20 protein-coding genes are annotated in these 22,917 nt (G+C 65.7%); 9 read left to right on the top strand and 11 right to left on the bottom strand.

The window, feature by feature from the left end; genetic code table 11:
* Window positions 1–116 precede the first annotated feature (116 nt).
* From AB3347_RS07480 to AB3347_RS07470, 3 genes are all read left to right on the top strand, one after another.
* On the top strand, window positions 117–2,966 hold the full coding sequence (locus tag AB3347_RS07480; protein ID WP_369091161.1) for a TonB-dependent receptor: 2,850 nt from the start codon (window positions 117–119) through the stop codon (window positions 2,964–2,966).
* Between the two features lie 159 nt (window positions 2,967–3,125).
* Window positions 3,126–4,172, top strand: a complete 1,047-nt coding sequence (locus tag AB3347_RS07475) for an LD-carboxypeptidase (RefSeq protein WP_369091160.1) — start codon at window positions 3,126–3,128, stop codon at window positions 4,170–4,172.
* Window positions 4,173–4,180: 8 nt separating this feature from the next.
* Complete coding sequence (locus tag AB3347_RS07470; RefSeq protein WP_369091159.1) at window positions 4,181–4,609, top strand: nuclear transport factor 2 family protein; 429 nt, start codon at window positions 4,181–4,183, stop codon at window positions 4,607–4,609.
* Between the two features lie 10 nt (window positions 4,610–4,619).
* On the opposite strand, the gene AB3347_RS07465 is transcribed toward AB3347_RS07470, so the two are convergent.
* The 8 genes from AB3347_RS07465 to AB3347_RS07430 form a co-directional block, all read right to left on the bottom strand.
* Window positions 4,620–5,693 (bottom strand): MORN repeat-containing protein, encoded by a 1,074-nt coding sequence (locus AB3347_RS07465; protein WP_369091158.1) that lies wholly within the window; start codon window positions 5,691–5,693, stop codon window positions 4,620–4,622.
* A gap of 111 nt (window positions 5,694–5,804) precedes the next feature.
* On the bottom strand, window positions 5,805–6,350 hold the full coding sequence (locus AB3347_RS07460; protein ID WP_369091157.1) for an N-acetyltransferase family protein: 546 nt from the start codon (window positions 6,348–6,350) through the stop codon (window positions 5,805–5,807).
* On the bottom strand, window positions 6,347–7,474 hold the full coding sequence (locus AB3347_RS07455; RefSeq protein ID WP_369091156.1) for an acyl-CoA dehydrogenase family protein: 1,128 nt from the start codon (window positions 7,472–7,474) through the stop codon (window positions 6,347–6,349). Before AB3347_RS07455 ends, AB3347_RS07460 begins: the two co-directional genes overlap by 4 nt.
* A 32-nt stretch (window positions 7,475–7,506) precedes the next feature.
* Window positions 7,507–8,175: an SDR family oxidoreductase gene (locus tag AB3347_RS07450; protein ID WP_369091155.1), complete on the bottom strand. Its 669-nt coding sequence runs from the start codon at window positions 8,173–8,175 to the stop codon at window positions 7,507–7,509.
* A 74-nt stretch (window positions 8,176–8,249) separates the two neighbouring features.
* Window positions 8,250–9,449, bottom strand: a complete 1,200-nt coding sequence (locus AB3347_RS07445) for an acetyl-CoA C-acyltransferase (RefSeq protein ID WP_369091154.1) — start codon at window positions 9,447–9,449, stop codon at window positions 8,250–8,252.
* Window positions 9,442–11,256 carry a bifunctional isocitrate dehydrogenase kinase/phosphatase gene (aceK, locus tag AB3347_RS07440; protein WP_369091153.1) on the bottom strand — a complete coding sequence of 605 codons (1,815 nt, stop codon included), beginning with the start codon at window positions 11,254–11,256 and terminating at the stop codon, window positions 9,442–9,444. Before aceK ends, AB3347_RS07445 begins: the two co-directional genes overlap by 8 nt.
* Before the next feature lie 155 nt (window positions 11,257–11,411).
* The gene (locus tag AB3347_RS07435; RefSeq protein WP_369091152.1) at window positions 11,412–12,596 is read right to left on the bottom strand and encodes an isovaleryl-CoA dehydrogenase; all 1,185 of its coding nucleotides are present in this window, start codon (window positions 12,594–12,596) and stop codon (window positions 11,412–11,414) included.
* 127 nt (window positions 12,597–12,723) lie between these two features.
* Window positions 12,724–13,125 (bottom strand): MerR family DNA-binding transcriptional regulator, encoded by a 402-nt coding sequence (locus AB3347_RS07430; protein ID WP_369091151.1) that lies wholly within the window; start codon window positions 13,123–13,125, stop codon window positions 12,724–12,726.
* Between the two features lie 139 nt (window positions 13,126–13,264).
* On the opposite strand from AB3347_RS07430, the gene AB3347_RS07425 reads away from it, so the two are divergent.
* The 3 genes from AB3347_RS07425 to AB3347_RS07415 all read left to right on the top strand — a co-directional run bounded on the left by AB3347_RS07425 (window position 13,265) and on the right by AB3347_RS07415 (window position 15,274).
* The gene (locus tag AB3347_RS07425; protein ID WP_369091150.1) at window positions 13,265–14,317 is read left to right on the top strand and encodes an MBL fold metallo-hydrolase; all 1,053 of its coding nucleotides are present in this window, start codon (window positions 13,265–13,267) and stop codon (window positions 14,315–14,317) included.
* 245 nt (window positions 14,318–14,562) lie between these two features.
* Window positions 14,563–14,982, top strand: coding sequence for a hypothetical protein (locus AB3347_RS07420; RefSeq protein ID WP_369091149.1), 420 nt, complete (start codon window positions 14,563–14,565; stop codon window positions 14,980–14,982).
* Window positions 14,983–15,100: 118 nt separating this feature from the next.
* Entirely contained in the window at window positions 15,101–15,274 is a 174-nt protein-coding gene (locus tag AB3347_RS07415) for a hypothetical protein (protein WP_369091148.1), read from the top strand.
* Window positions 15,275–15,286: 12 nt separating this feature from the next.
* Here the strand turns inward: AB3347_RS07415 and AB3347_RS07410 are convergent, their stop codons facing one another.
* Together AB3347_RS07410 and grxD are read right to left on the bottom strand one after the other, a co-directional pair.
* Window positions 15,287–15,880: a UbiX family flavin prenyltransferase gene (locus tag AB3347_RS07410; protein WP_369091147.1), complete on the bottom strand. Its 594-nt coding sequence runs from the start codon at window positions 15,878–15,880 to the stop codon at window positions 15,287–15,289.
* Between the two features lie 4 nt (window positions 15,881–15,884).
* Complete coding sequence (gene grxD, locus AB3347_RS07405) at window positions 15,885–16,199, bottom strand: Grx4 family monothiol glutaredoxin (RefSeq protein WP_369091146.1); 315 nt, start codon at window positions 16,197–16,199, stop codon at window positions 15,885–15,887.
* 165 nt (window positions 16,200–16,364) lie between these two features.
* Between grxD and AB3347_RS07400 the strand changes: the two genes are divergently transcribed.
* Complete coding sequence (locus tag AB3347_RS07400; RefSeq protein ID WP_369091145.1) at window positions 16,365–16,685, top strand: hypothetical protein; 321 nt, start codon at window positions 16,365–16,367, stop codon at window positions 16,683–16,685.
* 78 nt (window positions 16,686–16,763) lie between these two features.
* A complete protein-coding gene (locus tag AB3347_RS07395; protein WP_369091144.1) occupies window positions 16,764–17,051 on the top strand; it encodes a hypothetical protein in 288 nt (95 codons plus the stop codon).
* Between the two features lie 24 nt (window positions 17,052–17,075).
* On the opposite strand, the gene AB3347_RS07390 is transcribed toward AB3347_RS07395, so the two are convergent.
* Window positions 17,076–19,427, bottom strand: a complete 2,352-nt coding sequence (locus AB3347_RS07390; protein WP_369091143.1) for a Tex family protein — start codon at window positions 19,425–19,427, stop codon at window positions 17,076–17,078.
* A 284-nt stretch (window positions 19,428–19,711) separates the two neighbouring features.
* Here AB3347_RS07390 and AB3347_RS07385 point away from each other — a divergent pair, with 284 nt between their 5' ends.
* A complete protein-coding gene (locus AB3347_RS07385) occupies window positions 19,712–22,837 on the top strand; it encodes a DEAD/DEAH box helicase (protein ID WP_369091142.1) in 3,126 nt (1,041 codons plus the stop codon).
* Window positions 22,838–22,917 lie beyond the last annotated feature (80 nt).

Raw genomic sequence — 22,917 nt, 5'->3', positions numbered from 1 at the left:
CCGTAAATAAGAGGGCTTACCCTGAAATCGAAAAATAACGTAATGCCAAGACATTGCGACATTAAAAAACCGGTCAGGCAGTTGTGACCGCCAAGGGAAAACGTTAGGAGAAGCGTGTGAAGTTAAAGAAGATCGCCCAATTGGTCGCCCTGATGGGCGCGGTCAGCCCGGCATTTGCACAAACCGTGCAAACGACCGGCCCGATCCAGCGTGTCGAGATCACCGGCAGTAGCATCAAGCGCATCGCCAAGGAAGGCGCGCTGCCGCTTGAGATCATTACCGCCAAACAGCTGGAAGCGCAGGGTATCGTCACCGCCGAGCAGCTGATCGCGACGCTGAACGTCAACGGCAACGGTTCCGACAACCTGGCCTCGAACGCCGACGTCACCTCGGGCGCCCAGCGCGGCAACAACGGCGCCTCCTCGGCCAACCTGCGCGGCCAGGGCTCGGATTCGACCCTGGTGCTGCTGAACGGCCGCCGCGTGGCGACCCACGGCATGAAGGGTTCGGCGGTCGACCTGAACTCGATCCCGATGGCGGCGGTGGAACGCGTCGAGGTGCTGAAGGACGGCGCTTCCGCGATCTACGGCACCGATGCGATCGGCGGCGTGATCAACTTCATCCTGAAAAAGAACTACCGTGGCCTGGAGACCCAGGCCTTCGTCGACGTGACCGAGGCCGGCGGCAGCGAGATCGGCCGCGCCTCCGTCACCGGCGGCTGGGGTGACCTGCAGACCGACGGCTGGAACGTGCTGGCCACGTTCGCGCACAGCCAGAACAAGGCCCTGCGCGGCGACCAGCGCGACTTCGTGAACGCCTTCCAGCCGGACCGTGGCGTCTCGGTCGACACCCGCGGCTCGCCGCACGCCAACGTGTTCGCCACCACCATCGCGCCGACGCTGCTGTCGCGCACCGGCACCGGCCCGACCATCCCGGGCGGCGGCACCACCGCCTATAGCGGCATCAGCATCCTGGACCTGCCGGGCGGCCAGGGCTGCACCAGCATCGACGGCATGGGTCCGTACGACGAGAAGCTGTGGAACAGCGCCGGCGCCGCCTATGGCTGCGCCTGGGATACCGGCCGCGCGGCCGTGCTGCAGCAGCCGGTCAAGAACAGCAACGCGCTGGCGCGCGCCACCTTCCAGTCTGGCGACCACCAGTTCTTCATCGAAGGCGTTGCCTCGAACGTCGAAGTGGCCAAGCGCTTCTCGCCGAACCAGATCTCGCCGGGCGCCAGCACCTTCCCGGCCAGCTCGTTCTACCCGAGCACCGGCGCGGCCTACAACACGGTGTACAACGCGCTGGTCAAGGTGTTCCCGAGCGTCGCGGCCAACTACGGCCTGCCGATCGCCTACCGCTGGCGCTGCATGGAGTGCGGCAACCGCGAGATCGTGACCGAATCCAAGGCAGGCCGCCTGCTGGTCGGCGCCGACGGCCCGGTCAGCCTGTTCGGCCGCAGCTTCGACTACCGCGTCGGCGCCTCGCGCGCCTTCAGCGAGTCGGAATCGCGCCTGGGCACCGGCTACAACTACACTGCAGCCCTGGCCAGCGCGCTGGGCAGCGGCAAGATCAATCCCTTCCTGCTGCCGGGTGAAAAGCAGTCGCAGGAAGCGATCGACCTGATCAAGAGCACCTCCGCCGCCGGTGTGACCCTGTACGGCGGCAAGACCATCCTGACCCAGGTCGACGGCGCGCTGTCGGGCGAACTGTTCAACCTGCCGGCCGGCACCGTGATGGGCGCCGTCGGCTTCGACCTGCGTCGCGAAGAGTACAAGTTCAACGGCGACAAGCGTGCGGCAAGCGCCCGTCCGGTGATCCTGAACGCGCCGTTCGACGACGCCAACGCGCTGGACAACGTGCACCGCGACATCAAGGCGGTCTACGCCGAGATCCTGGTCCCGGTGGTCAAGAACCTCGACGTGACGCTGGCGATCCGCCGCGACCAGTACAGCGGCATCGGCAGCACCACCAACCCGAAGGTCTCGTTCCGCTACCAGCCGATTCCGCAGCTGCTGTTCCGCGGTTCGTACAACGAAGGTTTCCGCGCGCCGTCGTTCAACCAGCTGTTCAACGGCATCACCGAGTCGCCGTACGCCGGCAAGGACCTGGTCGACCCGGCCAAGTGCCCGACCGGCCTGGTCGACGCGACCAAGCCTGGCTGCGAATCGATTACCCCGAACATCTACACCGGCGGCAAGTCGAACCTGGGTCCGGAAACCGCCAAGCAGGGCACCGTCGGTGTCGTGATCGAGCCGTTCAACTGGTTCTCGGCCAACGCCGACCTGTGGGAGATCCGCAAGCAGAACACCATCGATTCGTTCAGCACCGCGACCATGGTGGCGAACTACAACCTGTTCAAGGAGCAGTTCATCCGCGACGCGGCGGGTAATATCGCCGTCATCGACCAGCGCTGGGTCAACGCCGGCGAGCGCATCACCCGCGGCCTCGAGCTGGGTGCCCGCCTCAACGGCAAGTTCAGCACCGGTTCGCAGTGGACCCTGGGCATCGACGGTTCGCGCCTGCTGGAGAAGAAGTCGCGCGCCACCACCAATGCCGAATACGGCAAGAGCGAAGTGGGCCGCTTCACCTTCACCGGCGACCTGGGCCTGAAGTGGAAGCACAGCGCCTACGCGACCTACAAGTACGGCAACTGGAGCACCATGCTGCAGAACATCTATCGTTCGGGCTATGACGACCAGGTGCTGCCGGGCGTGGCCAACGGCCTGGTGAAGCCGGCCAACTACAACCCGAAAGTGGACGATTACTCGATCTTCCACCTGACGACGACCTACACCGGCTTCAAGAACGTGACGCTGACCGCGGGTATCAAGAACATCTTCGACGAAGATCCTCCGTTCGCGATCACCTACGACAGCAACACCGGCGCCGGCAGCAGCTGGGAACCGCGCGTGGCCGATCCGCGTGGCCGCTCGTTCACCCTGATGGCGACCTACAAGTTCTTCTAAGTTGATCGCCTGGGTTAGCCAAACCCGCGGCCCGTTGTCCAGGGAGGCGCAAGCCTCCACGGCGCGGGCCGTTTTCTTTTGGGCCGAGCAGCCAGTCCTTTGTTCGGCGCCGTATCCTTTGCCCCGTCATCCCGGCCTGCGCCGGGACGACGTTGATTGATGTCGCCTATGAAAATCAGCCGGCGCGGCTTCGGCGCCTCCGTCGCAGCCGCCATCTCTGCCCCCACCCTTGCCGCTCCGCGGCGCGCGTCGGCGAGACTGATCAAACCTCCACGCCTGCGCCCGGGCGACCTGGTCGGCCTGGTCGCTCCCGGCGGCGTGGTCGACGACCGCCTGATCGAAAAATCCATCCAGAACATCGAAGCGCTCGGCCTGCGCGTCAAGGAAGGCCGCTACCTGCGCGCCAGCTTCGGCAACTATGCCGGCTCGGCGCAGCAGCGCCTGGCCGACCTGCACGCCATGTTCGCCGACCCGGAAGTGAAGATGATCTGGCCGGTCCGCGGCGGCTCCGGCTGCATCTCGCTGCTGGCGCATCTCGACTACGCCCTGATCCGGGCCAACCCGAAGATCCTGCTCGGCTATTCGGACATCACCGCGCTGCACCTGGCGATCCACAACAAGACCGGCCTGGTGAGCTTCCACGGCCCGGTGGCCTCGTCCACGCTGGCCGATTACCCGCGCGAGCACATGCTGGCGGTGCTGTGCGATCCGCGCGCCACCTACACCATCCCGATGGCGCCGGAAAACGCGCTGAAGGCGCAGGCCATGCCGCACTTCGGCATCCGCACCCTGACCACTGGCCGGGCCAGCGGCCCTCTGCTGGGCGGCAACCTGTCGATGGTGGCGGCCCTGTGCGGCACGCCCTATGCGGCCGACTTCCGCAAGGGCCTGCTGTTCCTGGAAGAGGTGGACGAAGCGCCCTACCGCCTGGACCGCTGGATGACCCAGCTCGATCTTTCGTTCGGCTTCGCCGGCGCGGCCGGCGTCATGGTCGGCATCTGCGAGGATTGCGCGCCCCAGGAAGGGCGGCGTTCATTGACGCTCGACCAAACCTTCGACCAACACCTCAAGCCCCTGACCATCCCGGCGGTGACCGGCTATTCGATCGGGCACATCCGCCACCAGTTCACGCTGCCGATCGGCGTGCGCGCCACGCTCGACACCGACGCGCACACCGTGACCCTGCTCGAACCTGCCGTTTCCTGAGACCCGACATGATCAAATCACTGCTCGTCTTCGCGGCCTGCGCCGCGCCGCTCGCGGCCCTGGCGGCCGACCCCGTCCTCGCCGCGCGCGACGCCTCGTGGAACCTGCTCCGCCAGCAGGCCGACGTGGCCGCGCTGGACCGCCTGATCGACCCGGGCTTCGTGCTGGTGCACTCGGACGGCAAGGTGCAGCATAAGGCCGACTACCTGGCCGACCTGAGCACGCGCAAGCGCGTCAATGGGGAGATTCGCAACGAAGGCGTGGCGATCCGCGAATATGGCGACATGGCCGTCGTGAACGGCACCAGCGTGCAGTCGGCGCTTACCGACGGCAAACCCTGGAACGGGCGTTTCCGTTTTACGCGCGTGTGGGTGAAGCGTGGCGGCGAGTGGGTGCTGGTGTCCTCGCATTCCTCGCGCGTGGCCGAAGGCGGCTGAGCCGGGGCGCTTATTCCAGCGTGAACGAGAAGCGCAGCGGGAAGACCATTGCGCAGGGCGTGCCCGCACACAGCGCCGGCTTGAAGCGCTGCGCCATGGCGACCATGGACACGTAGCGCCCGAATTCCTTGTGCGTGATGCCGTAGGTGGCGACACTGGTCGGCACGCCGTCGGGGCCGACCGTCAGGTAGATCATGCTGTTGCCTTCGTACACCGGCATTTTCTGGTACAGGTCGGAAATGGCCTTGGAGTAGGCGCCCAGGCCCTGCAGCGGATAGGGCGGTTCGTCGCGGTCGTCGAGGGCCGGGTAGGCGTTGCGGATGATGTTCTGCTGGGCCGGCGTCATGGCGGCCCAGGACTTGTCCATGGGCGTGGGATTGGCGGGGCGTTTGGCCGGCGCCTGGTACCCGGTTTCTGCAAACGCTTCGTTCAGGCCGAATTGCGGCTCGTCGTCGAGCGGCGCCGGCACCGCATCCACGGCGCGGTTGTCGCGGAATTCGCCGGTATAGGTGCGGCCGCTGCCGCCATAGACCATGCTGCCCTTGCCGTGCATGCGGCCTTCGTGCCAGTCGCCCTCGTAGCTGCCGCCGAGCTTGAACGTCGCCTTGCCCCTGCCATGGCGCTTGCCCGCCTTCCACTGTCCCTCGTAGCTCGAGCCGTCCACGGCGACCATGGTGCCGGCGCCTTCGCGCACGCCGTCGACGACGCTGCCTTCGTACTGGTCGCCGCTCTTCGCATACGCAAAATAGCCGCTACCGTGCGGCATGCCCTGGCGGAAGCTGCCGATGTACTGGCCGCCCTCGTAGGTCAGGGTGGCTTCGCCGCTGATCTCGCCGCGCACCAGCGTGGCGTCCAGCTTGCGCTTGCCCTCGCCGGAAATGCGCCACCCCAGCACGCCCTTGCCGTCGGCGTAGCCGTCCTTGCAGGCGCCGCTCCACGAGACCGCATCGCCCTGCGGGCGCGGCACGATGTCGGCGATGCGGCAGCCCTTTTCGCCCAGCGGTTCGGGCGTGTTCGCGCCGTGGGCGGCGGCAAGCGGAAGAAGCGACAACAGGGCGGCAAAGCCGCGCAGGGAAGTGGTCATGGTGCGGGAGCGGTGCTCGTCGTGGGGCGGCCCCCGAGTATAAGGACTGGCCCGCGCCGACAATGTGTCCGCCGTCACATCGGAAGACACAGTGTCACCCTGACGCCACAGTCATCCCAGCTTGAAGCTCATGGCCACTTCGCCGACCGACTGCCCACCGATGCGATACAGGTCCGGCATTTCGCCGGTCTCGACGAAGCCCATGCGCGCGTAGAGCGCGCGCGCCTTGTGGTTCTGCGACAGCACCTCGAGGTCGACCCAGGCGAAGCCGCCGGCGCGGGCCCAGGCCAGCGCTTCCTGCACCAGGCGCGATCCCAGGCCGGCGCGGCGCAGGTCGTGGCGCACGCCCATGCCGAGCAGGACGCGATGGCTGGACGCCGGCTCCGGCCGGGCACGCAGGTCGATGTGGCCGGCGATCGCGCCGTTCGCGTCGAGCGCGACCCATACGTGGCGCCAGCCCGGCTGGCCGACGGCCGTGGCCATGCCGGCCGCGAAGCGTTCGCGCATCGGCTGCGGCACCCCGTCCGTGCTGGTCTCCATCGGCTGGAACAGGACGCCGTCGCGGCCGTTCTCCGCCAGCTGTTCGCCCAGGTAGGCGAACAGCGCCGGCAGGTCCGCGGGCATGGCGGGGCGGATCGCGATCAAAGGCGAGCTCACAGTGCGCGCGCGATCAGGATCTTCTGGATGTCGCTGGTGCCTTCGTAGATCTGGCACACGCGCACGTCGCGGTAGATGCGCTCAATCGGGAAGTCGGCCACGTAGCCGTAGCCGCCGAACACCTGCATGGCGCTGGAGACCACGCGCTCGGCCATCTCGGAAGCGAACAGCTTGGCCATCGCGGCTTCCTTCAGGCAGGGCACCCCTAGATCCTTCATCGACGCCGCATGCAGGATCAGCTGGCGCGCGGCCTCGATCTGCATCGCCATTTCGGCCAGGCGGAACTGCACCGACTGGTGCTCGAAGATCGGCTTGCCGAAGCTCTCGCGGTCTTTGGCATAGGCCAGCGCCGCTTCATAGGCCGCGCGCGCCATGCCGACCGATTGCGAGGCGATGCCGATGCGGCCGCCTTCGAGACCCGACAGCGCGATCTTGTAGCCCATGCCTTCTTCGCCGATCAGGTTCCGGGCCGGGACGCGGCAGTTGTCGAACACGATCTGCGCGGTGTCGGACGAATGCTGGCCCATCTTCTGTTCCAGGCCGGCGACGATGTAGCCCGGCGTGGTCGTCTCCACCCAGAAGGCGCTGATGCCCTTCTTGCCGGCGGCCTTATCGGTGACCGCCATGACGATGGCGACGTCGCCGTACTTGCCGCTGGTGATGAACTGCTTGGTGCCGTTGAGGACGTAGTGGTCGCCGTCTTTCACGGCGGTGGTGCGCAGGGCCGAGGCGTCGCTGCCGGTGTGTGGTTCGGTGAGGGCAAAGGCGCCCAGCATCTCGCCCCGGGCCAGCGGCACCAGGTAGCGCTGTTTCTGCTCTTCGTTCGCGTACATCATGGCGATCGAGCAGACCGGGCAGTTGTTGACCGAGATGATGGTCGAGGTGCCGCCGTCGCCGGCCGCGATCTCTTCCAGCACCAGCGCCAGCGACACGTAGTCGAGGCCCGCGCCGCCGTACTGCTCCGGCACCGCGACGCCGAAGGCGCCCAGGCCGGCCAGTTCCTTCAGCTCGTCCTTCGGAAAATAGTGCTCGCGGTCCCAGCGCGCGGCGTTGGGGGCCAGGCGCTCCTGCGCGTAGCTGCGCAGGGCGTCGCGGATCATCTGGTGTTCTTCGCTCAGTATCATCGTGTCTCGTGTTTGTTATGCGTTATCTGGAATTACCAGGGAATCGGCGCGCCGTCGTGGTTCAGGAAAGCGCCGTTGGACGATGCGTCCAGCTTGTCCAGCGTGGCGCGCAGGTCGCGCACGCTGTGCTCCACCGTCAGGGAGGCGCCGGCGCCGCCCATGTCGGTCTGCACCCAGCCCGGGTGGAAGGACACGCAGGTGACCCCCTGCGCGCCGTAGGTGATGGAAGCGTCCTTCAGTACCGAGTTGAGCGCCGCCTTGCTGGCGCGGTACAGGCTGCCTTCGGTGGCGTTGCGGGCGCCGATCGAGCCCATCTTGGACGACACCACGGCCAGCTTGCCGCGGGTATCGGCCAGCAGCGGGCCGACGATCGGGATCAGGCGCATCGCCGCCAGCACATTGGTGCGCATGACGGTGTCGAATTCGGGACCGGTCGGGAAGCCTGAGCCGCGCGGACCGTAGACGCCGGCCACCAGCCAGGCCACGTCGATCTTTTCGTCGTCGAGCCGCCAACCCAGCGCGGCGATCGAATCGGCGCTGGTGACGTCGAGCTGGTGGGCGGTCGCGCCCATCCGTGACAGTTCGTCGCAGTCTTCCTGCTTGCGGGCGGTGGCGATCACGCGCCAGCCGTCCGCACGGTACTGGCGCACCATTTCGTGGCCGATACCGCGCGAGGCGCCGAGGATCAATGCTGTTGGCATGGCAAGCTCCTTTTATTCAAAACGATTCGTGGTTAATGCGGCCAAAATTTACCGCATTAACCACGATGTGTGAATTACACCAGTTCGATCGCCATCGCGGTCGCTTCGCCGCCGCCGATGCACAGCGACGCCACGCCGCGCTTGCCGCCGGTGCGCTTCAGCGCGCCCAGCAGGGTGACGATAATGCGCGCGCCCGAGGCGCCGATCGGGTGGCCCAGGGCGCAGGCGCCGCCGTGGATGTTGACCTTGCTGTGCGGGATGTCGAGGTCGCGCATGGCGGCCATCGGCACCGCGGCGAAGGCTTCGTTGATCTCGAACAGATCCACGTCGCCAGCGGTCCAGCCGGTCTTCTTGAACAGCTTCTGCATCGCGCCGATCGGGGCGGTGGTGAACAGGTTCGGTTCCTGGGCGTGGGTGGCGTGGCCGAGCACGCGCGCGATCGGGGTCAGGCCCAGTTCCTTGGCCTTCGACTCGCGCATCATCACCAGGGCGGCGGCGCCGTCGTTGATCGACGAGGACGAGGCGGCGGTCACGGTGCCGTCCTTCTTGAATGCCGGCTTGAGCGAGGGGATCTTGTCGATCTTGGCCTTCATCGGGCCTTCGTCCTTCTCGACCAGCAGTTCGCCGCTGCGGGTGGCCACGCTCACCGGCGCGACTTCCCAGCCGAACCAGCCTTCGTTGTTGGCGGCCTGGGCGCGCTTGACCGACTCGATCGCGAAGTTGTCCTGCTCTTCGCGGGTGAACTGGTAAGTGGCCACACACTCTTCGGCAAAGGTGCCCATCGAGCGGCCTTCGCCGGTCTTCTCGTTACGCGAATAGGCGTCTTCCAGGCCGTCGAGCATCATGTGGTCGAACATGACGCCATGGCCGATGCGGTAGCCGCCGCGCGCCTTCGGGATCAGGTAGGGAGCGTTGGTCATCGATTCCATGCCACCCGCGACGACGATGTCGGCGCTGCCGGCCACCAGCTGGTCATGGGCGAAGATCGCGGCCTGCATCGCCGAGCCGCACATCTTGGACAGGGTCACGGCGCCGGTCGACAGCGGCAGGCCGGCCTTGATCAGCGCCTGGCGCGCCGGGGCCTGGCCCTGGCCGGCCATCAGGCAGTTGCCGAAGTAGACGTGCTCGACGCTGTTGGCGTCGACGCCGGCGCGCTCCACCGCGGCCTTGATCGCCACCGCGCCGAGGTCGCTCGCCGACTTCGACGAAAAATCGCCCTGGAAGGCACCCATCGGGGTACGGGCGGCGCCAACGATAACGACTGGATCATTCATTGTGTAGGTTCTCCAAAATGGGTGGGGGTGGTGTGCTTGCGCCTTGTGCGCAGAAACGGATCTGCTGGGGGTAAGGGAAGACGTCGTCGACGACGCCCGCCAATATGCGGTCCTTGTGGGATTGCCAATAGGCGCGGGTGAGTAGCTCCGCGTGGTGCTGCATAAAATAGCGACGGATGGTCGGATTTCCAAGGATGAAACTGCCGAACTGTTCCGGAAAAACGTCGTGCTTGCCGATCGGGTACCAGGGTTCGGACGCCATCTCGTCCTCTTCGTTGCGCGCTTCCGGGATATCGCGGAAGTGGCACGTGGTGAGGTATTCGATTTCGTCGTAATCGTAGAACACCACGCGGCCGTGGCGGGTGACGCCGAAGTTCTTGTACAGCATATCGCCCGGGAAGATGTTCGCGGCGACCAGGTCCTTGATCGCATTGCCGTATTCGATCACGCCGTGCTCGATGCGTTCCTCGTCGCCGGCGGCCTCGGCCTCGGCCAGGAAGATATTCAGCGGCACCATGCGGCGCTCGATGTAGAGGTGGCGCACGATGATGCGCTCGCCTTCGATCTCGACCAGCGAGGGCGCGAACTGCTGCAGTTCGTTCAACAGCTCTTCCGAAAAGCGCGCCAGCGGGAAGGCAACATCCGAATACTCGAGGGTGTCGGCCATGCGCCCGACCCGGTCGTGGTGCTTCACCAGGAGGTATTTTTCCTTGACCTGGGCGCGCGTCGTCTCTTTCGGCGGCGGATAGAAATCCTTGATCACCTTGAACACGTAGGGAAAGGACGGCAGCTCGAACACCAGCATCACCAAGCCACGGATGCCGGGCGCGATGCGGAACAGGTCGGAACTGTGCTTCAGGTGCTGCAGGAAGTCGCGGTAGAACAGGGCCTTGCCCTGCTTCTGCAGGCCCAGCACCGTGTAGATCTCGCTGCGCGGCTTGCGCGGCATCAGGCTGCGGAGAAAACCCACGTAGGCCGAGGGCACTTCCATGTCCACCAAAAAGTAGGCGCGCGTAAAACTGAACAGCAGGGTGATATGGTAGACGTCGGTCAGCACCGTATCCAGCACCAGCTTGCCCTGCCGGTCGTGCAGCACCGGGATCACGAAGGGGTAGTCGCGTGGACCGTTGATGACGCGTCCGACGATGTAGGCGGCCTTGTTGCGGAAGAAGGGACTGGACAGCACTTGCAGCTGCAGGTTCGGTTCCGCGCGCGCCAGCCCGAAGGCCTCGCTGAGACGCGCCTCGACCTGGGCCACGTCGCGGTCGAGGGCGGTGAAGGACACGGCGAACTGGAAGTTGGTGAGCACGCGGCACAGGGCGAAGCGCAGGCCGTCGGCGGCCGGGTAGTACACGCGGTAGGTCGGCAGCAGCTCGTCGGTCTCGATGTACTCGGTGGAGACCACCGGGCGCACGAAGATGTAGTCGTTATGGTAATAGCTGCGGTGCAGGATGATGCAGCTGACCGAATTGAAGAAGGTCTCGGCCAGTTCCGGCTGCTTGGGGCCCGCGAGCAGGCCGATGTAGTGCAGCTTGGTCTCGCGCCAGACGGGGTCCGTCAGTTCTTCGGGCGCGTACTCGTCCTGCAGCACGTGGACGCATTCCTGCACGCGCTGGTCGTAGTAATCGATGCGCTCGCGCGCCGCTCCCTGGGCGGTGGCCCAGTCGGCGGTCTCGAAATAGCGCCGCGCCTGCTGGCTGGCCTGGCGGAACAGGCGGTAATGCTTGTCGAAGCCGTCCAGGATGGTGCGCGCGATGTCGAATGCGATCTGGGAAGACAGCAGTTTGGGGAACGCTTGCTGGGTCATCGTTCGTCTCGCGCACAGTGGTAAGCGGACAGTGTAGTGCAATGTAGGGTGGTCGGGTCCTCCCGACCGCGCGTTCAACCAGCCGATGCGTTATCTATATGCCGGTTTTAGTTGAACGCGCGGTCGGCAAAGCCGACCACCCTACGAATGTTGCCTTACATCGTCTCGCCGAACAGCTCGCGGCCGATCAGCATGCGGCGGATCTCGCTGGTGCCGGCGCCGATCTCGTACAGCTTGGCGTCGCGCCACAGGCGGCCGACCGGGTACTCGTTGATGTAGCCGTTGCCGCCCAGGGTCTGGATCGCCTCGCCGGCCATCCAGGTGGCCTTCTCGGCGCTGTACAGGATGGCGCCGGCGGCGTCCTTGCGCAGTGCGCGCACCTGCTCGGGCGAGGTGGCGCGGTCGCAGGCCTGGCCCACGGCGTAGACGTAGGCGCGGCAGGCCATCATGGTCGAGTACATGTCGGCGATCTTGCCCTGCATCAGCTGGAACTCGCCGATCGCCTGGCCGAACTGCTTGCGCTCGTGGATATACGGCACCACGACATCCATGCAGGCCGACATGATGCCCAGCGGACCGCCCGACAGCACGGTGCGCTCGAAGTCCAGGCCCGACATCAGCACGTTAACGCCCTTGCCGACGCCGCCCAGCACGTTCTCGACCGGCACTTCGCAGTCCTGGAACACCAGTTCGCCGGTGTGCGAGCCGCGCATGCCCAGCTTGTCGAGCTTTTGCGCGATCGAGAAGCCTTTGAAACCTTTTTCGATCAGGAAGGCCGTCATGCCGCGCGGGCCGGCTTCCAGGTCGGTCTTGGCGTACACCACGAGGGTGTCGGCGTCCGGACCGTTGGTGATCCACATCTTGGTGCCGTTCAGGACGTAGCGGTCGCCCTTCAGCTCGGCCTTGAGCTTCATGCTGACGACGTCGGAACCGGCGTTCGGCTCGGACATGGCCAGCGCGCCCACGTGCTCGCCCGAGATCAGCTTGGGCAGGTACTTGCGCTTCTGCTCTTCGTTGCCGTTGCGCTTGATCTGGTTGACGCACAGGTTCGAGTGGGCGCCGTAGGACAGGCCGACCGAGGCCGAGGCGCGCGAGATTTCTTCCATGGCGACGATGTGCGCCAGGTAGCCCATGTTGGCGCCGCCGTACTCTTCGCTGACGGTGATGCCCAGCAGGCCGAGTTCGCCCATCTTCTTCCACAGGTCCATCGGGAACTGGTCGCTGCGGTCGATCTCGGCAGCGCGCGGTGCGATTTCGGCCGCCGCGAACTGTTGTACGGCTTCGCGCAGCGCGGCGATGTCTTCGCCATGGTCAAAGGTCAGGCCTGGGAGATGCAGCATTGTCGTCGTCCTCACGGTGAACGGTGGTTGGGCAAAAATTCAAGGATGAATCATACTCGCCTCTTACGTTAACGTAAACGTCAACCAGATGGCGAAAAAACGGGAGGTCTCTACCTCCCTCGATGGGTCAGGCCGCGTCCTTGCTCTCGGCGCTTTCCGCCAGCAGGCGGCGGCATTCTTCTTCGTGGGCGGAGATTTCTTCGAGCGCCATCTCGATGTCGGCGCGCTGCTGCTCCAGCGTCACGCGCTGGTGGGCGAGCACGCCGAGGAAGCGGTCGATCTGGGCAACGGTGTCGCGCGGCGACTCGTACATGTCGACGATGCTCTTGATCTCGGACAGGGTCAGGCCGAGGCGCTTGCCGCGCAGGGTCAGCTTCAGGCGGGTGCGGTCGCGCGGCGTGTAGACGCGGTTGCGCCCGCCCACGCCTTCGCGCTTGGGACTCAGTAGGCCCTGGTCTTCATAGAAGCGGATGGCGCGGGCAGTGATGTCGAATTCGCGGGCCAGTTCGGCGATGGTGTAGGTGACCATGGTTCTACAGTGAAGGAAAGCCTGGGCAAGGGAAGGGAGGCAGGGAATCGCTTACAATCGATGTCTGCGTATTTTCCGTTTACGTTAACGTTAACGGCATTGTAGCGCGACCGCCTGTCGACGAACACGAAAGTTTTCCATGAACCCGCTCGAAGCCCAACTGCATTATCCCTTTGGCGACACCATCCCCGCTCCGGGACAGCTGGAGGAGATCGCGCCCGGCCTGTGCTGGATCCGCATGCCGCTGCCCTTCGCGCTCGACCACATCAACCTGTGGCTGCTGCGCGACGAGCAGGAGGGACAGGCCGGCTGGAGCGTGGTCGATTGCGGCGCCGCGACCGACGCCACCCGTGCGGCATGGGAGCAAGTGCTCACTGACGGGCTGCAGGGTGCGCCGCTGCTGCGCGTGTTCGCCACCCACTGCCATCCGGACCACGTCGGCCTGTCGGGCTGGCTCAGCAGCCGCTTCGATGCGCCGTTCTGGACCACGACCGGAGAGTTCGCCTTCGCCCGCATGATGGCGGCGGCGCTGCCGGGCGTCGACGGTCCTTCGGCGATTCCGCACTTCGAGCGTCACGGCCTGGTGGACCCGGCCATGCTGGAACAGATGCGCAGCCGCCGCAATTACTATCCTTCGCTGGTGCCGGCAGTGCCGGACGCTTATACCCGCCTGCGCGACGGCGACCTGGTCCAGGTCGGTGGCGCTTCCTGGCGCGTGATCACCGGCTTCGGCCACTCGCCCGAGCATGCCTCGCTGTACTCGGAACAACTGAACGTCCTGATTTCCGGCGACATGGTCTTGCCGCGCATTTCGACCAACGTGTCGGTGTTCGCGGTCGAGCCGGAAGGGAACCCGCTCGAGCTTTACCTCGAGTCGCTGAAAAAGTTCACAAACTTGCCTGAAGATACACTCGTGCTACCCTCGCACGGCAAACCCTTCCGCGGCCTCCATACCCGTATTGCGCAACTGCACGATCACCATGCGGCGCGCCTGGCCGAGGTGCTGGAAGCCTGCACCGAGCCCAAATCCGCGGTCGACATCGTGCCCCTGATGTTCCGCCGCCAGCTCGACGCCCACCAGCTCAGTTTCGCTCTGGGCGAAGCGCTGGCTCACCTGCACAAGCTCTGGCGCGACGGGCTGCTGCGTCGCACGAGAGGCGACGACGGCGTCATCCGCTTTCAGCTGGCCTGATCCGCCGGATGCGACGGCCAGCCCAGGCCTATGCATATTTGTTGCATGTAATCGTGCGGCAATGCCATAATCTTTCCGCTAGGATATATATTTGAGTCCATTCACCGCGGCGGTGGAAAGTTTTGCTGAGTATAAATGACGAGAATTCTATTAAAAAATCACATCTTTGTTACTTTTTAAGAGTATGATTGCTCGCGCGTTGCTCAGCATTGGCAAGCCCGCCGTCCACTATAGTAAGTATTGCAATGAATTCGACCAATGAACGGGAGAGCTTCAGCGAGCGCCTGCAACAGGCGCTGAAGAACGCCCACTACTCGCCCGATAGTCCTACCCGCCTCGCCAGGGAATTCAACATCCGTTTCGAAGGCCGCCCGATTACCGTCCATGCCGCCCGCAAGTGGCTGGTGGGCGAAGCCATTCCGACCCAGGAAAAACTGCGCATGATCGCCCAGTGGCTGGGCGTGCCCGCCGACTGGCTGCGCTTCGGCGGCGCCGAAAACGCGGCTGCCGGCGCCGATGCCAATGGCGGCAGCGCCCGCTTCGAGTCCGCCGACGTCAAGCTGATCGCCGACCTGCAGCGCCTGGATGAACACCACCGCCAGCTCGCGCGCGAATTCATCCGCATGCTGGTCAGGATGAATCACCAGAAGCCAGAGCAAAAATAGTTTCGCGATTGCACTTTTTCGTGACTCCAGAACGGCACAAACGGCCCTGGCTGGGTCATAATCAGTCGTGTGGCGAGCGGATCCGCCGCCACCGGTCACGTCAAGGAGCAGCTGCCGTATGCGAAACAACTACGCCAACACCGCCCAGCTCAAGGAACTGATGACCGCACCGCCGATGACGGCGGCGCGCCATGCCGAGGTGATGCGACAACGCAACGCCCGGCGGCGGATGATCGAGGAAGCGCGCGAGGCGAAGAAAGCCGACGAGCCGTTCGACGGCGACAAGCGTTAAGAACACTCAGGGTCAAGCGCCCTGCGTGTCCTTCATGCCGCCCCACCTGGGGGCGTGGGCGTTGTCGAGCCCGAGCAGGTCGACCGCGCGGTCGACGGTGTGCTCGACCATCTCTTCGATCGTGGCAGGGCGGTGATAGAAGCTCGGCAGGGGCGGGAACACGATGCCGCCCATTTCCGTCACGGCGGTCATGTTGCGCAGGTGCGCCAGGTTGAAGGGCGTCTCGCGCACCATCAGCACCAGCCTGCGTCTTTCCTTCAGCATCACGTCCGCGGCACGCGTGACCAGGTTGTCCGACAGCCCATGGGCGACGGCCGCCAGCGTCTTCATCGAACAGGGAGCGATCACCATGCCGTCGGTCTGGAACGAACCGCTGGCGATCGAGGCGCCGATGTCGCGGTTGCGGTGGACGACGTGGGCCAGCGCCTCGGCGTCGCGCCGCTGCAGGCCGAGTTCCTGGTGCAGGGTGAGGGAGGCGGCGTCGGATATCACCAGGTGGGTCTCGACGCCGGGAGCGGCATGCAGCCGGCGCAGCAGCTGCACGCCATAGACCGCGCCGGTCGCCCCGGTGATGGCGACGATGATGCGACGCGGGCGGCCGCTCATGCGATCAGCCGTTCTTCAGCAGGGTCTGCAGTTCGCCCGATTCGTACATCTCGTTCATGATGTCGGAACCGCCGATGAACTCGCCGCGCACGTACAGTTGCGGGATGGTCGGCCAGTTCGAGTAATCCTTGATGCCCTGGCGGACTTCGGCGTCTTCCAGGACGTTGACGGTGGCGATGTTATCGACGCCGCAGGCTTTCAGGATCTGGATGGCGCGGCCCGAGAAACCGCATTGCGGGAACTGGGCGGTTCCCTTCATGAACAGCACGACCGGGGTATTGGTCACGGTGTCTTTGATCCAGGTTTGAACGTCGCTCATGTGTGTGCCTTCAGGGGGAATGGATAAGATGCCGCCATTTTATAAGAATTCGGCAGCGCGGGCATGGGCCGTCGCCTCAATCCTGGGGCCGCTGTGACAATCGGCGGATTTTTACCGGAAAATCCTCGCTATGATGGGCTGTCCGCCATCGAAACAGGAGTCGACATGATCGCCTATCGAGGCTTCGCCTCCATGCCATCGCCCCTGCTGTGGTGCATGGCCGCGTTTTTCGTCATTCCCGGCTTGTACGAAGTCCTCACCGGCATGTTCCAGGACCCGCTGGAAGACATCATGCTCAATCTCACCCAGCTGCTCGCCGGCGGGTTCCTGCTCTACTGCGCCGTGCAGGCCTACCGCGACCGGCGCGGCGAACTCGCCTCGCACCGCACCACCATGGTCGGCTATGCCTGTTTCGGCCTGTTCTGCCTGTGCTTCGTGGTGAAGGTGGGGGCGGTCGCGGTGCGCGTGTTCGCCCCGGTCACCTGAACTGCGGCGGCCCGCCCCTTTGGCCAGGGGCAGCGACTGCGGTATGATCGCGCCCATCGTTCATTCCCAGGCACCATCATGCAACAGCCACCCCGCCGCGGCCCCAACGCCGGCACGAATTTCCTGATCGCCGCCCTGCTGGGCATTCCGGGCGTGATCAACCTCGTCGGCGGAATCATGCGCGGCGGTATCGGCGAGATCATCTGCGGCCTCGCGGCGCTCGGCTACGCCTTGTTGCTGGTGCGCGACGCGCTCTCGATCCGCAAGACCGGCCGCCCGGCCATGCCGCAAGCGCGCATGCTCCTGGTCGGCTTCGGTTTCCTGAGCGTGTACATGGTGGGCTTGTACCTCAAGCACGCCGGCTGAAGGCGGGGCGCTCGCCCCGCCGCCTTACTTCTTCAGCTTGGCGAAGGCCGCCGCCATCGCGCCGCCGGCGGAAGGCAGAGGTTTTTCCTGGCGCTGGTGCTGGGCCACGCGCTTGCGGTCGTCGCGGTCGCCGCGCTGTTCCGGGCGCGATCCCGGTTGCGGCGCGCTGTCGCTCAGGCGCATGGTCAGGGCGATGCGCTTGCGCTTGACGTCCACTTCCAGCACTTTTACCTTCACCACCTGGCCGGCCTTGACCACGGTGTGCGGGTCCTTCACGAAGGTGTTCGACAGCGCCGAGATGTGCACCAGGCCATCCTGGTGCACCCCGATGTCCACAAAAGCGCCGAAGGCCGCGACGTTGGTCACCACGCCTTCCAGGATCATGTCCGGGCGCAGGTCCGAGATCGCTTCCACGCCCTCCTTGAAGGTGGCGGTGGTGAATTCCGGGCGCGGGTCGCGGCCCGGCTTTTCCAGTTCCTTCAGGATGTCGCTCACGGTCGGTACGCCGAATTTTTCGTCCGCGTACTTGGCCGGATCGAGCGATTTGATCAGCGCGCTGTCGCCGATCACCGCCTTCATGTCGCGCTTGATGTCGGCCAGGATGCGCTCGACCACCGGATAGGATTCCGGGTGGACCGCCGAGGCGTCGAGCGGGTTCTCGCCGCCCATCACGCGCAGGAAGCCCGCCGCCTGTTCGAAGGTCTTGTCGCCCAGGCGCGGCACGGCCTTCAGGCCCGCGCGCGAGGTAAACGCGCCTTTCATGTCGCGGTAGCTCACGATGCTCTGCGCCACGCTGCTGGACAGGCCCGAGACGCGCGCCAGCAGGGCGCTTGATGCGGTGTTCACGTCCACGCCCACCGCGTTCACGCAGTCCTCGACCACGGCGTCGAGCGAGCGCGCCAGCTGGGTCTGGGAGACGTCGTGCTGGTACTGGCCGACGCCGATCGACTTCGGGTCGATCTTGACCAGTTCCGCCAGCGGGTCCTGCAGGCGGCGCGCGATCGACACCGCGCCGCGCAGCGATACGTCGAGTTCCGGCAGTTCGCGCGAGGCGAATTCCGAGGCCGAGTAGACCGAGGCTCCAGCTTCTGAAACGACGATCTTGGTGAGCTTGAGTTCTGGATGCTGCTTGATCAGGTCCTGGGCCAGCTTGTCGGTCTCGCGCGAGGCGGTGCCGTTGCCGATCGAGATCAGGGACACGTTGTGCCTGGCCGCCAGCTTGCCGAGCGTGTGCAGGGCGCCGTCCCAGTCGTTGCGCGGCTGGTGCGGGTAGACCGTGGCGGTGTCGACCACCTTGCCGGTCGAATCCACCACCGCCACCTTGACGCCGGTGCGCAGGCCCGGGTCCAGGCCCATGGTGGCGCGCGGGCCGGCCGGCGCGGCCAGCAGCAGCGCCTTCAGGTTGCGGGCGAACACCTGGATGGCGTCGAGTTCGGCCTTGTCGCGCAGCGCGCCCATCAGCTCGGTCTCGATGTACATGAAGCTCTTCACGCGCCAGGTCCAGCGCGCGGTGTCGAGCAGCCACTTGTCGGCCGGACGGCCTGCCGACTTGATGCCGAAGGCGGCGCAGATGCGGCTTTCGCAGGGATTGTGCGGCGCGTCCCACTTCGGCTTTTCCGGTTCCGAGTCGAGCCGCAGCGTCACGTCCAGCACGCCCTCGCGGCGGCCGCGCATCAGGGCCAGCGCGCGGTGCGAGGGAATCGTCGACAGGGTCTCGGAATAGTCGAAGTAGTCGGCGAATTTTTCGCCTTCATCCTCCTTGCCCGCCACCACCTTCGATTCGACCACGCCGTGTTCCTGCACGTATTCGCGCAGCGACTGCAGCAGCGTCGCGTCTTCGGCGAAGCGCTCCATCAGGATCTGGCGCGCACCGTCCAGCGCCGCCTTGGTGTCGGCCACGCCCGGGTTGGCGCCGCCGTCGGCGTTGGTGAAGGCCTCGCGCAGGTAGCCGGCGGCGAGCTTTTCCGGATCGAGCGCCGGGTCGGCCAGCAGCGCCTCGGCCAGCGGCGCCAGGCCCGCCTCGATCGCGATCTGCGCCTTGGTGCGGCGCTTCTGCTTGTAGGGCAGGTACAGGTCCTCGAGGCGGGTCTTGTCCTCGGCATGGGCGATCGCCTCGAGCAGCTCCGGGGTCATCTTGTTCTGCTCCGTGATCGACGCGATGATCGAGGCGCGCCGGTCTTCCAGCTCGCGCAGGTAGCGCAGGCGTTCTTCAAGAAGGCGCAGCTGGGTGTCGTCCAGCCCGCCGGTGGCTTCCTTGCGGTAGCGCGCGATGAAGGGCACGGTGGCGCCCTCGTCGAGGAGGGCGACGGCGGCGGCCACCTGGACAGGTTTGGCGGCCAGTTCAAGGGCGAGGCGTTGTTCGATGGAGGGCAGCATGATGCGCGATGTGGTCCGATGTGATGCGCGTGTCGGTACGCGCATGTCTCTAAAAGGTCAAGCGAACAATGATACGCAAACGTCGCGGATACGCCAGTCTTGACAGCGTCACTTGAACATGCGAGAACAGTCGGCTGCACGCATCGAACAGTCCGATGCGCGCATGCGCACCCGCATGCTGCGGACAAGTTTTGCCCGCTACGTGCGATTCCGAACAAAACGGAAGTGTGCGTATGAAGGATAATGTTCGTTATTGTCGTTTTTAATACAGACACACGAGACCCATGCACACAGTCGATGATCATCGCGAGAACGCCACCGACGCACCCGCGGTTGCACCCGCAGTCGCCCGCGCTCCCGCACGCGCTCCCGCCCTGCCCGCACCGGTGGTGAGCTGGCTGCAAAGGGTCGAGGCCGCGGCGCATCCGCAGCCCAAACTGACCGACGAGGTCGCCGATCCGAAGGCCGTGCAGTACAAGTTCGTGTACGTCATGGCGCCCACCAGCGGCGGACGCCATGTCGCCGTCTGCCTGTGCAAGGCGCGCCTGCGCCCGAACGGCGACGTCGCCGCCGCCAGCCCGGTGAGCGAAGTGTTCTCGCTGCTGTCGGCGCCGCCCGCCTACCTCGAAGGCGACGACGTCGACCTGGTGCGCTTCTTCATCGCGATGCGCAGCGGCTCGGCCCAGGGCACCAGCGCCACCGAACCGAAAGGCAAGGTCGGCGCCATCCTGCTGCAGATGCTGCTCGAACAGGGCAAGCTGCTGTGGGCGAACTCCTGGTCCGACATGGCCAATGGCCTGGTCTATCCGCTGCAGGCAGGCCCCACCCGCCTGGCCAGCCTGGCCTGGCGCGACGAAGGCCGCGTGGCCAAGCTGGGGTGGTCGGTCGAACCGGCCAAGGGCGCTACCCACAGCGGCGCCGACCTGATCGACTACATGCTGCCGACCGACCCGCCGTGGTATATCGACAACCTGTCGATCGGCCCGCTCGAACTGAATCGCGGCGGCATCGACATCTCGCTGGCCGAACTGCAGGCGCTGGTGGCCCAGGCCCCGGCGCTGTCCGGCACCGACAAGAAGCGCGTCTCGCAGCTGCTGCTGGCGCACGGCCTGCAGCAGCTGATGCCGCTGCCGCAGCCGCTCACCCAGCGCCTGCGCAACGATGTCTCACCGATACCGCACCTGCTGCTCGATTCGGTGCAGCTGTCCGACGGCGGCGCGCCGCGCTGGCACGACTTCGCCGTGCTGGCCTACGACTACGACGGCCAGCGCGTGTCCTTCGACCCGGCGCAACGCGTGGTGCGCCAGATCGGCGACGTCACCGAGGTGATCGAGCGCGATCCCAAGGCCGAAGCCGCGGCCCTCAACAAACTGAACGAGATCGGCTTCCGCAAGCCGGTCACCGCGCCTTTCAACGCGATGGCCGGCGCGCTCGGTCTCGATAGCCAGGCGCACTGGCTGCGCTTCGCCGAGAACGACCTCGATGCGCTGTCCGACGCCGGCTGGCACGTGCAGAAGTCGGCCAAGTACCGCTACGACACGGTCGCCGTCGAAGAGTGGTATGCCGACATCGACGAGCCGGAAGAAGCGGGCAACGCCTGGTTCGAACTGGAGCTGGGCATCGTGGTGGCGCGCAAGCGCGTGCCGCTGCTGCCGGTGCTGGTGCAGCTGATCCGCAGCGCGCCCGCCGACTTCGACCCGGCCGTGCTGGCCGCCCATGCCGAAGCCGACCAGATGCTGGCCACGCTGCCCGACGGCGCGCGCGTGGCGCTGCCCTGGGGCCGCCTGAAGCCCATCCTCGCCACCCTGGGCGAGCTCTACTTCAACGACAAGATCAAGGGCCGCATGCGCATGTCCACGCTGGACGCGGCGCGCCTCGAAGACCTGGCGCGCGGCCTCGAGCTGCGCTGGACCGGCGGCGAACGCCTGCGCGAAACCGGCCGCAAGCTGAGCCAGTTCGGCTCGGTCAAGAAGGTCGAGCCGCCCAAGGGCCTGCAGGCCACGCTGCGCGACTACCAGCTCGACGGCCTGTCGTGGATGCAGTTCTTGCGCGAGTACGACCTGGGCGGCATCCTGGCCGACGACATGGGCCTCGGTAAAACCGTGCAGACCATCGCGCACATCCTCACCGAGAAGGAAGCGGGCCGCCTGACCAGCCCGGCCCTCGTGATCGCGCCGACCAGCCTGATGACCAACTGGTGCGAGGAAGCCGCGCGCTTCGCCCCGAGCCTGAAGGTGCTGCTCCTGCAGGGCAAGGAGCGCATGGACCTGTTCGACCAGATCAAGGATGCCGACATCGTCCTGACCACCTACGCGCTGCTGCCGCGCGACGAGGAAAAGCTGCGCGAGCATCACTATCACCTGGTCATCCTCGACGAATCGCACTACATCAAGAACACCCGCTCCAAGGCGGCGCAGACGGCCGGCTCGCTGAACGCCCGCCACCGCCTGTGCCTGTCCGGCACACCGCTCGAGAACCACCTGGGCGAGCTGTGGTCGCAGTTCCACTTCCTGCTGCCCGGCCTGCTGGGCGACGAGAAGACCTTCAACAACCAGTTCCGCCACCCGATCGAACGCCAGGACGACTCGGTGCGCCGCAGCCTGCTTAGCCGCCGCATCAAGCCCTTCCTGCTGCGCCGTACGAAAGACCACGTGGCCAAGGAGCTGCCGGAAAAAACCGAGATGGTGCGTCGCATCGAACTGTCCGGTCCGCAGCGCGACCTGTATGAAACCGTGCGCCTGGCCATGGACAAGAAGGTGCGCGACGAGATCGACCGCAAGGGCGTGGCGCGAAGCCAGATCGTCATCCTCGAGGCGCTGCTCAAGCTGCGCCAGGTCTGCTGCGACCCGCGCCTGGTGAAGAACATGCCGGGCAAGAAGAACAGCGCGGCGGTCTCGGCCAAGCTGACCGACCTGATGCAGATGGTCGAAGACCTGCTGCAGGAAGGCCGCAAGATCCTGGTGTTCTCGCAGTTCACCAGCATGCTGTTCCTGATCGAGGAAGAACTCGCCGCGCGCGGGATCCACTATGCGCTGCTCACCGGCGAAACGCGCGACCGCTCGGCCCAGGTGGCCGCCTTCCAGCAGGGCGCGGTGCCGATCTTCCTGATCAGCCTGAAGGCCGGCGGCGTCGGCCTGAACCTCACCGCGGCCGACACCGTGATCCACTACGATCCGTGGTGGAACCCGGCGGCCGAGAACCAGGCCACCGACCGCGCCTGGCGCATCGGCCAGGACAAGCCGGTGTTCGTCTACAAGCTGATCGCCAAGGGCACGCTGGAAGAAAAGATCCAGCAGCTGCAGCAGAAGAAGTCGGAACTGGCGCAGTCGATCCTGTCCGAAGGCGAATCGCAGAAGATGGCGCTGACGCAGGAAGACCTGCAGGCGATCTTCGCGCCGCTGGAAGACTGAGCTTTCCCGGCACCGCGTTTTCCGTAGGGGTGATCTGGTCCAGTGGACCAGATCACGCTATGCCGCCCACGCGGTCGACT

Origin of the sequence: Massilia sp. X63 (assembly GCF_041023745.1) — a bacterium.
GTDB lineage: Bacteria > Pseudomonadota > Gammaproteobacteria > Burkholderiales > Burkholderiaceae_D > Telluria.
The sequence above is the reverse complement of the archived record's forward strand: the minus strand, read 5'-3'. Positions and strand labels throughout refer to the sequence as shown.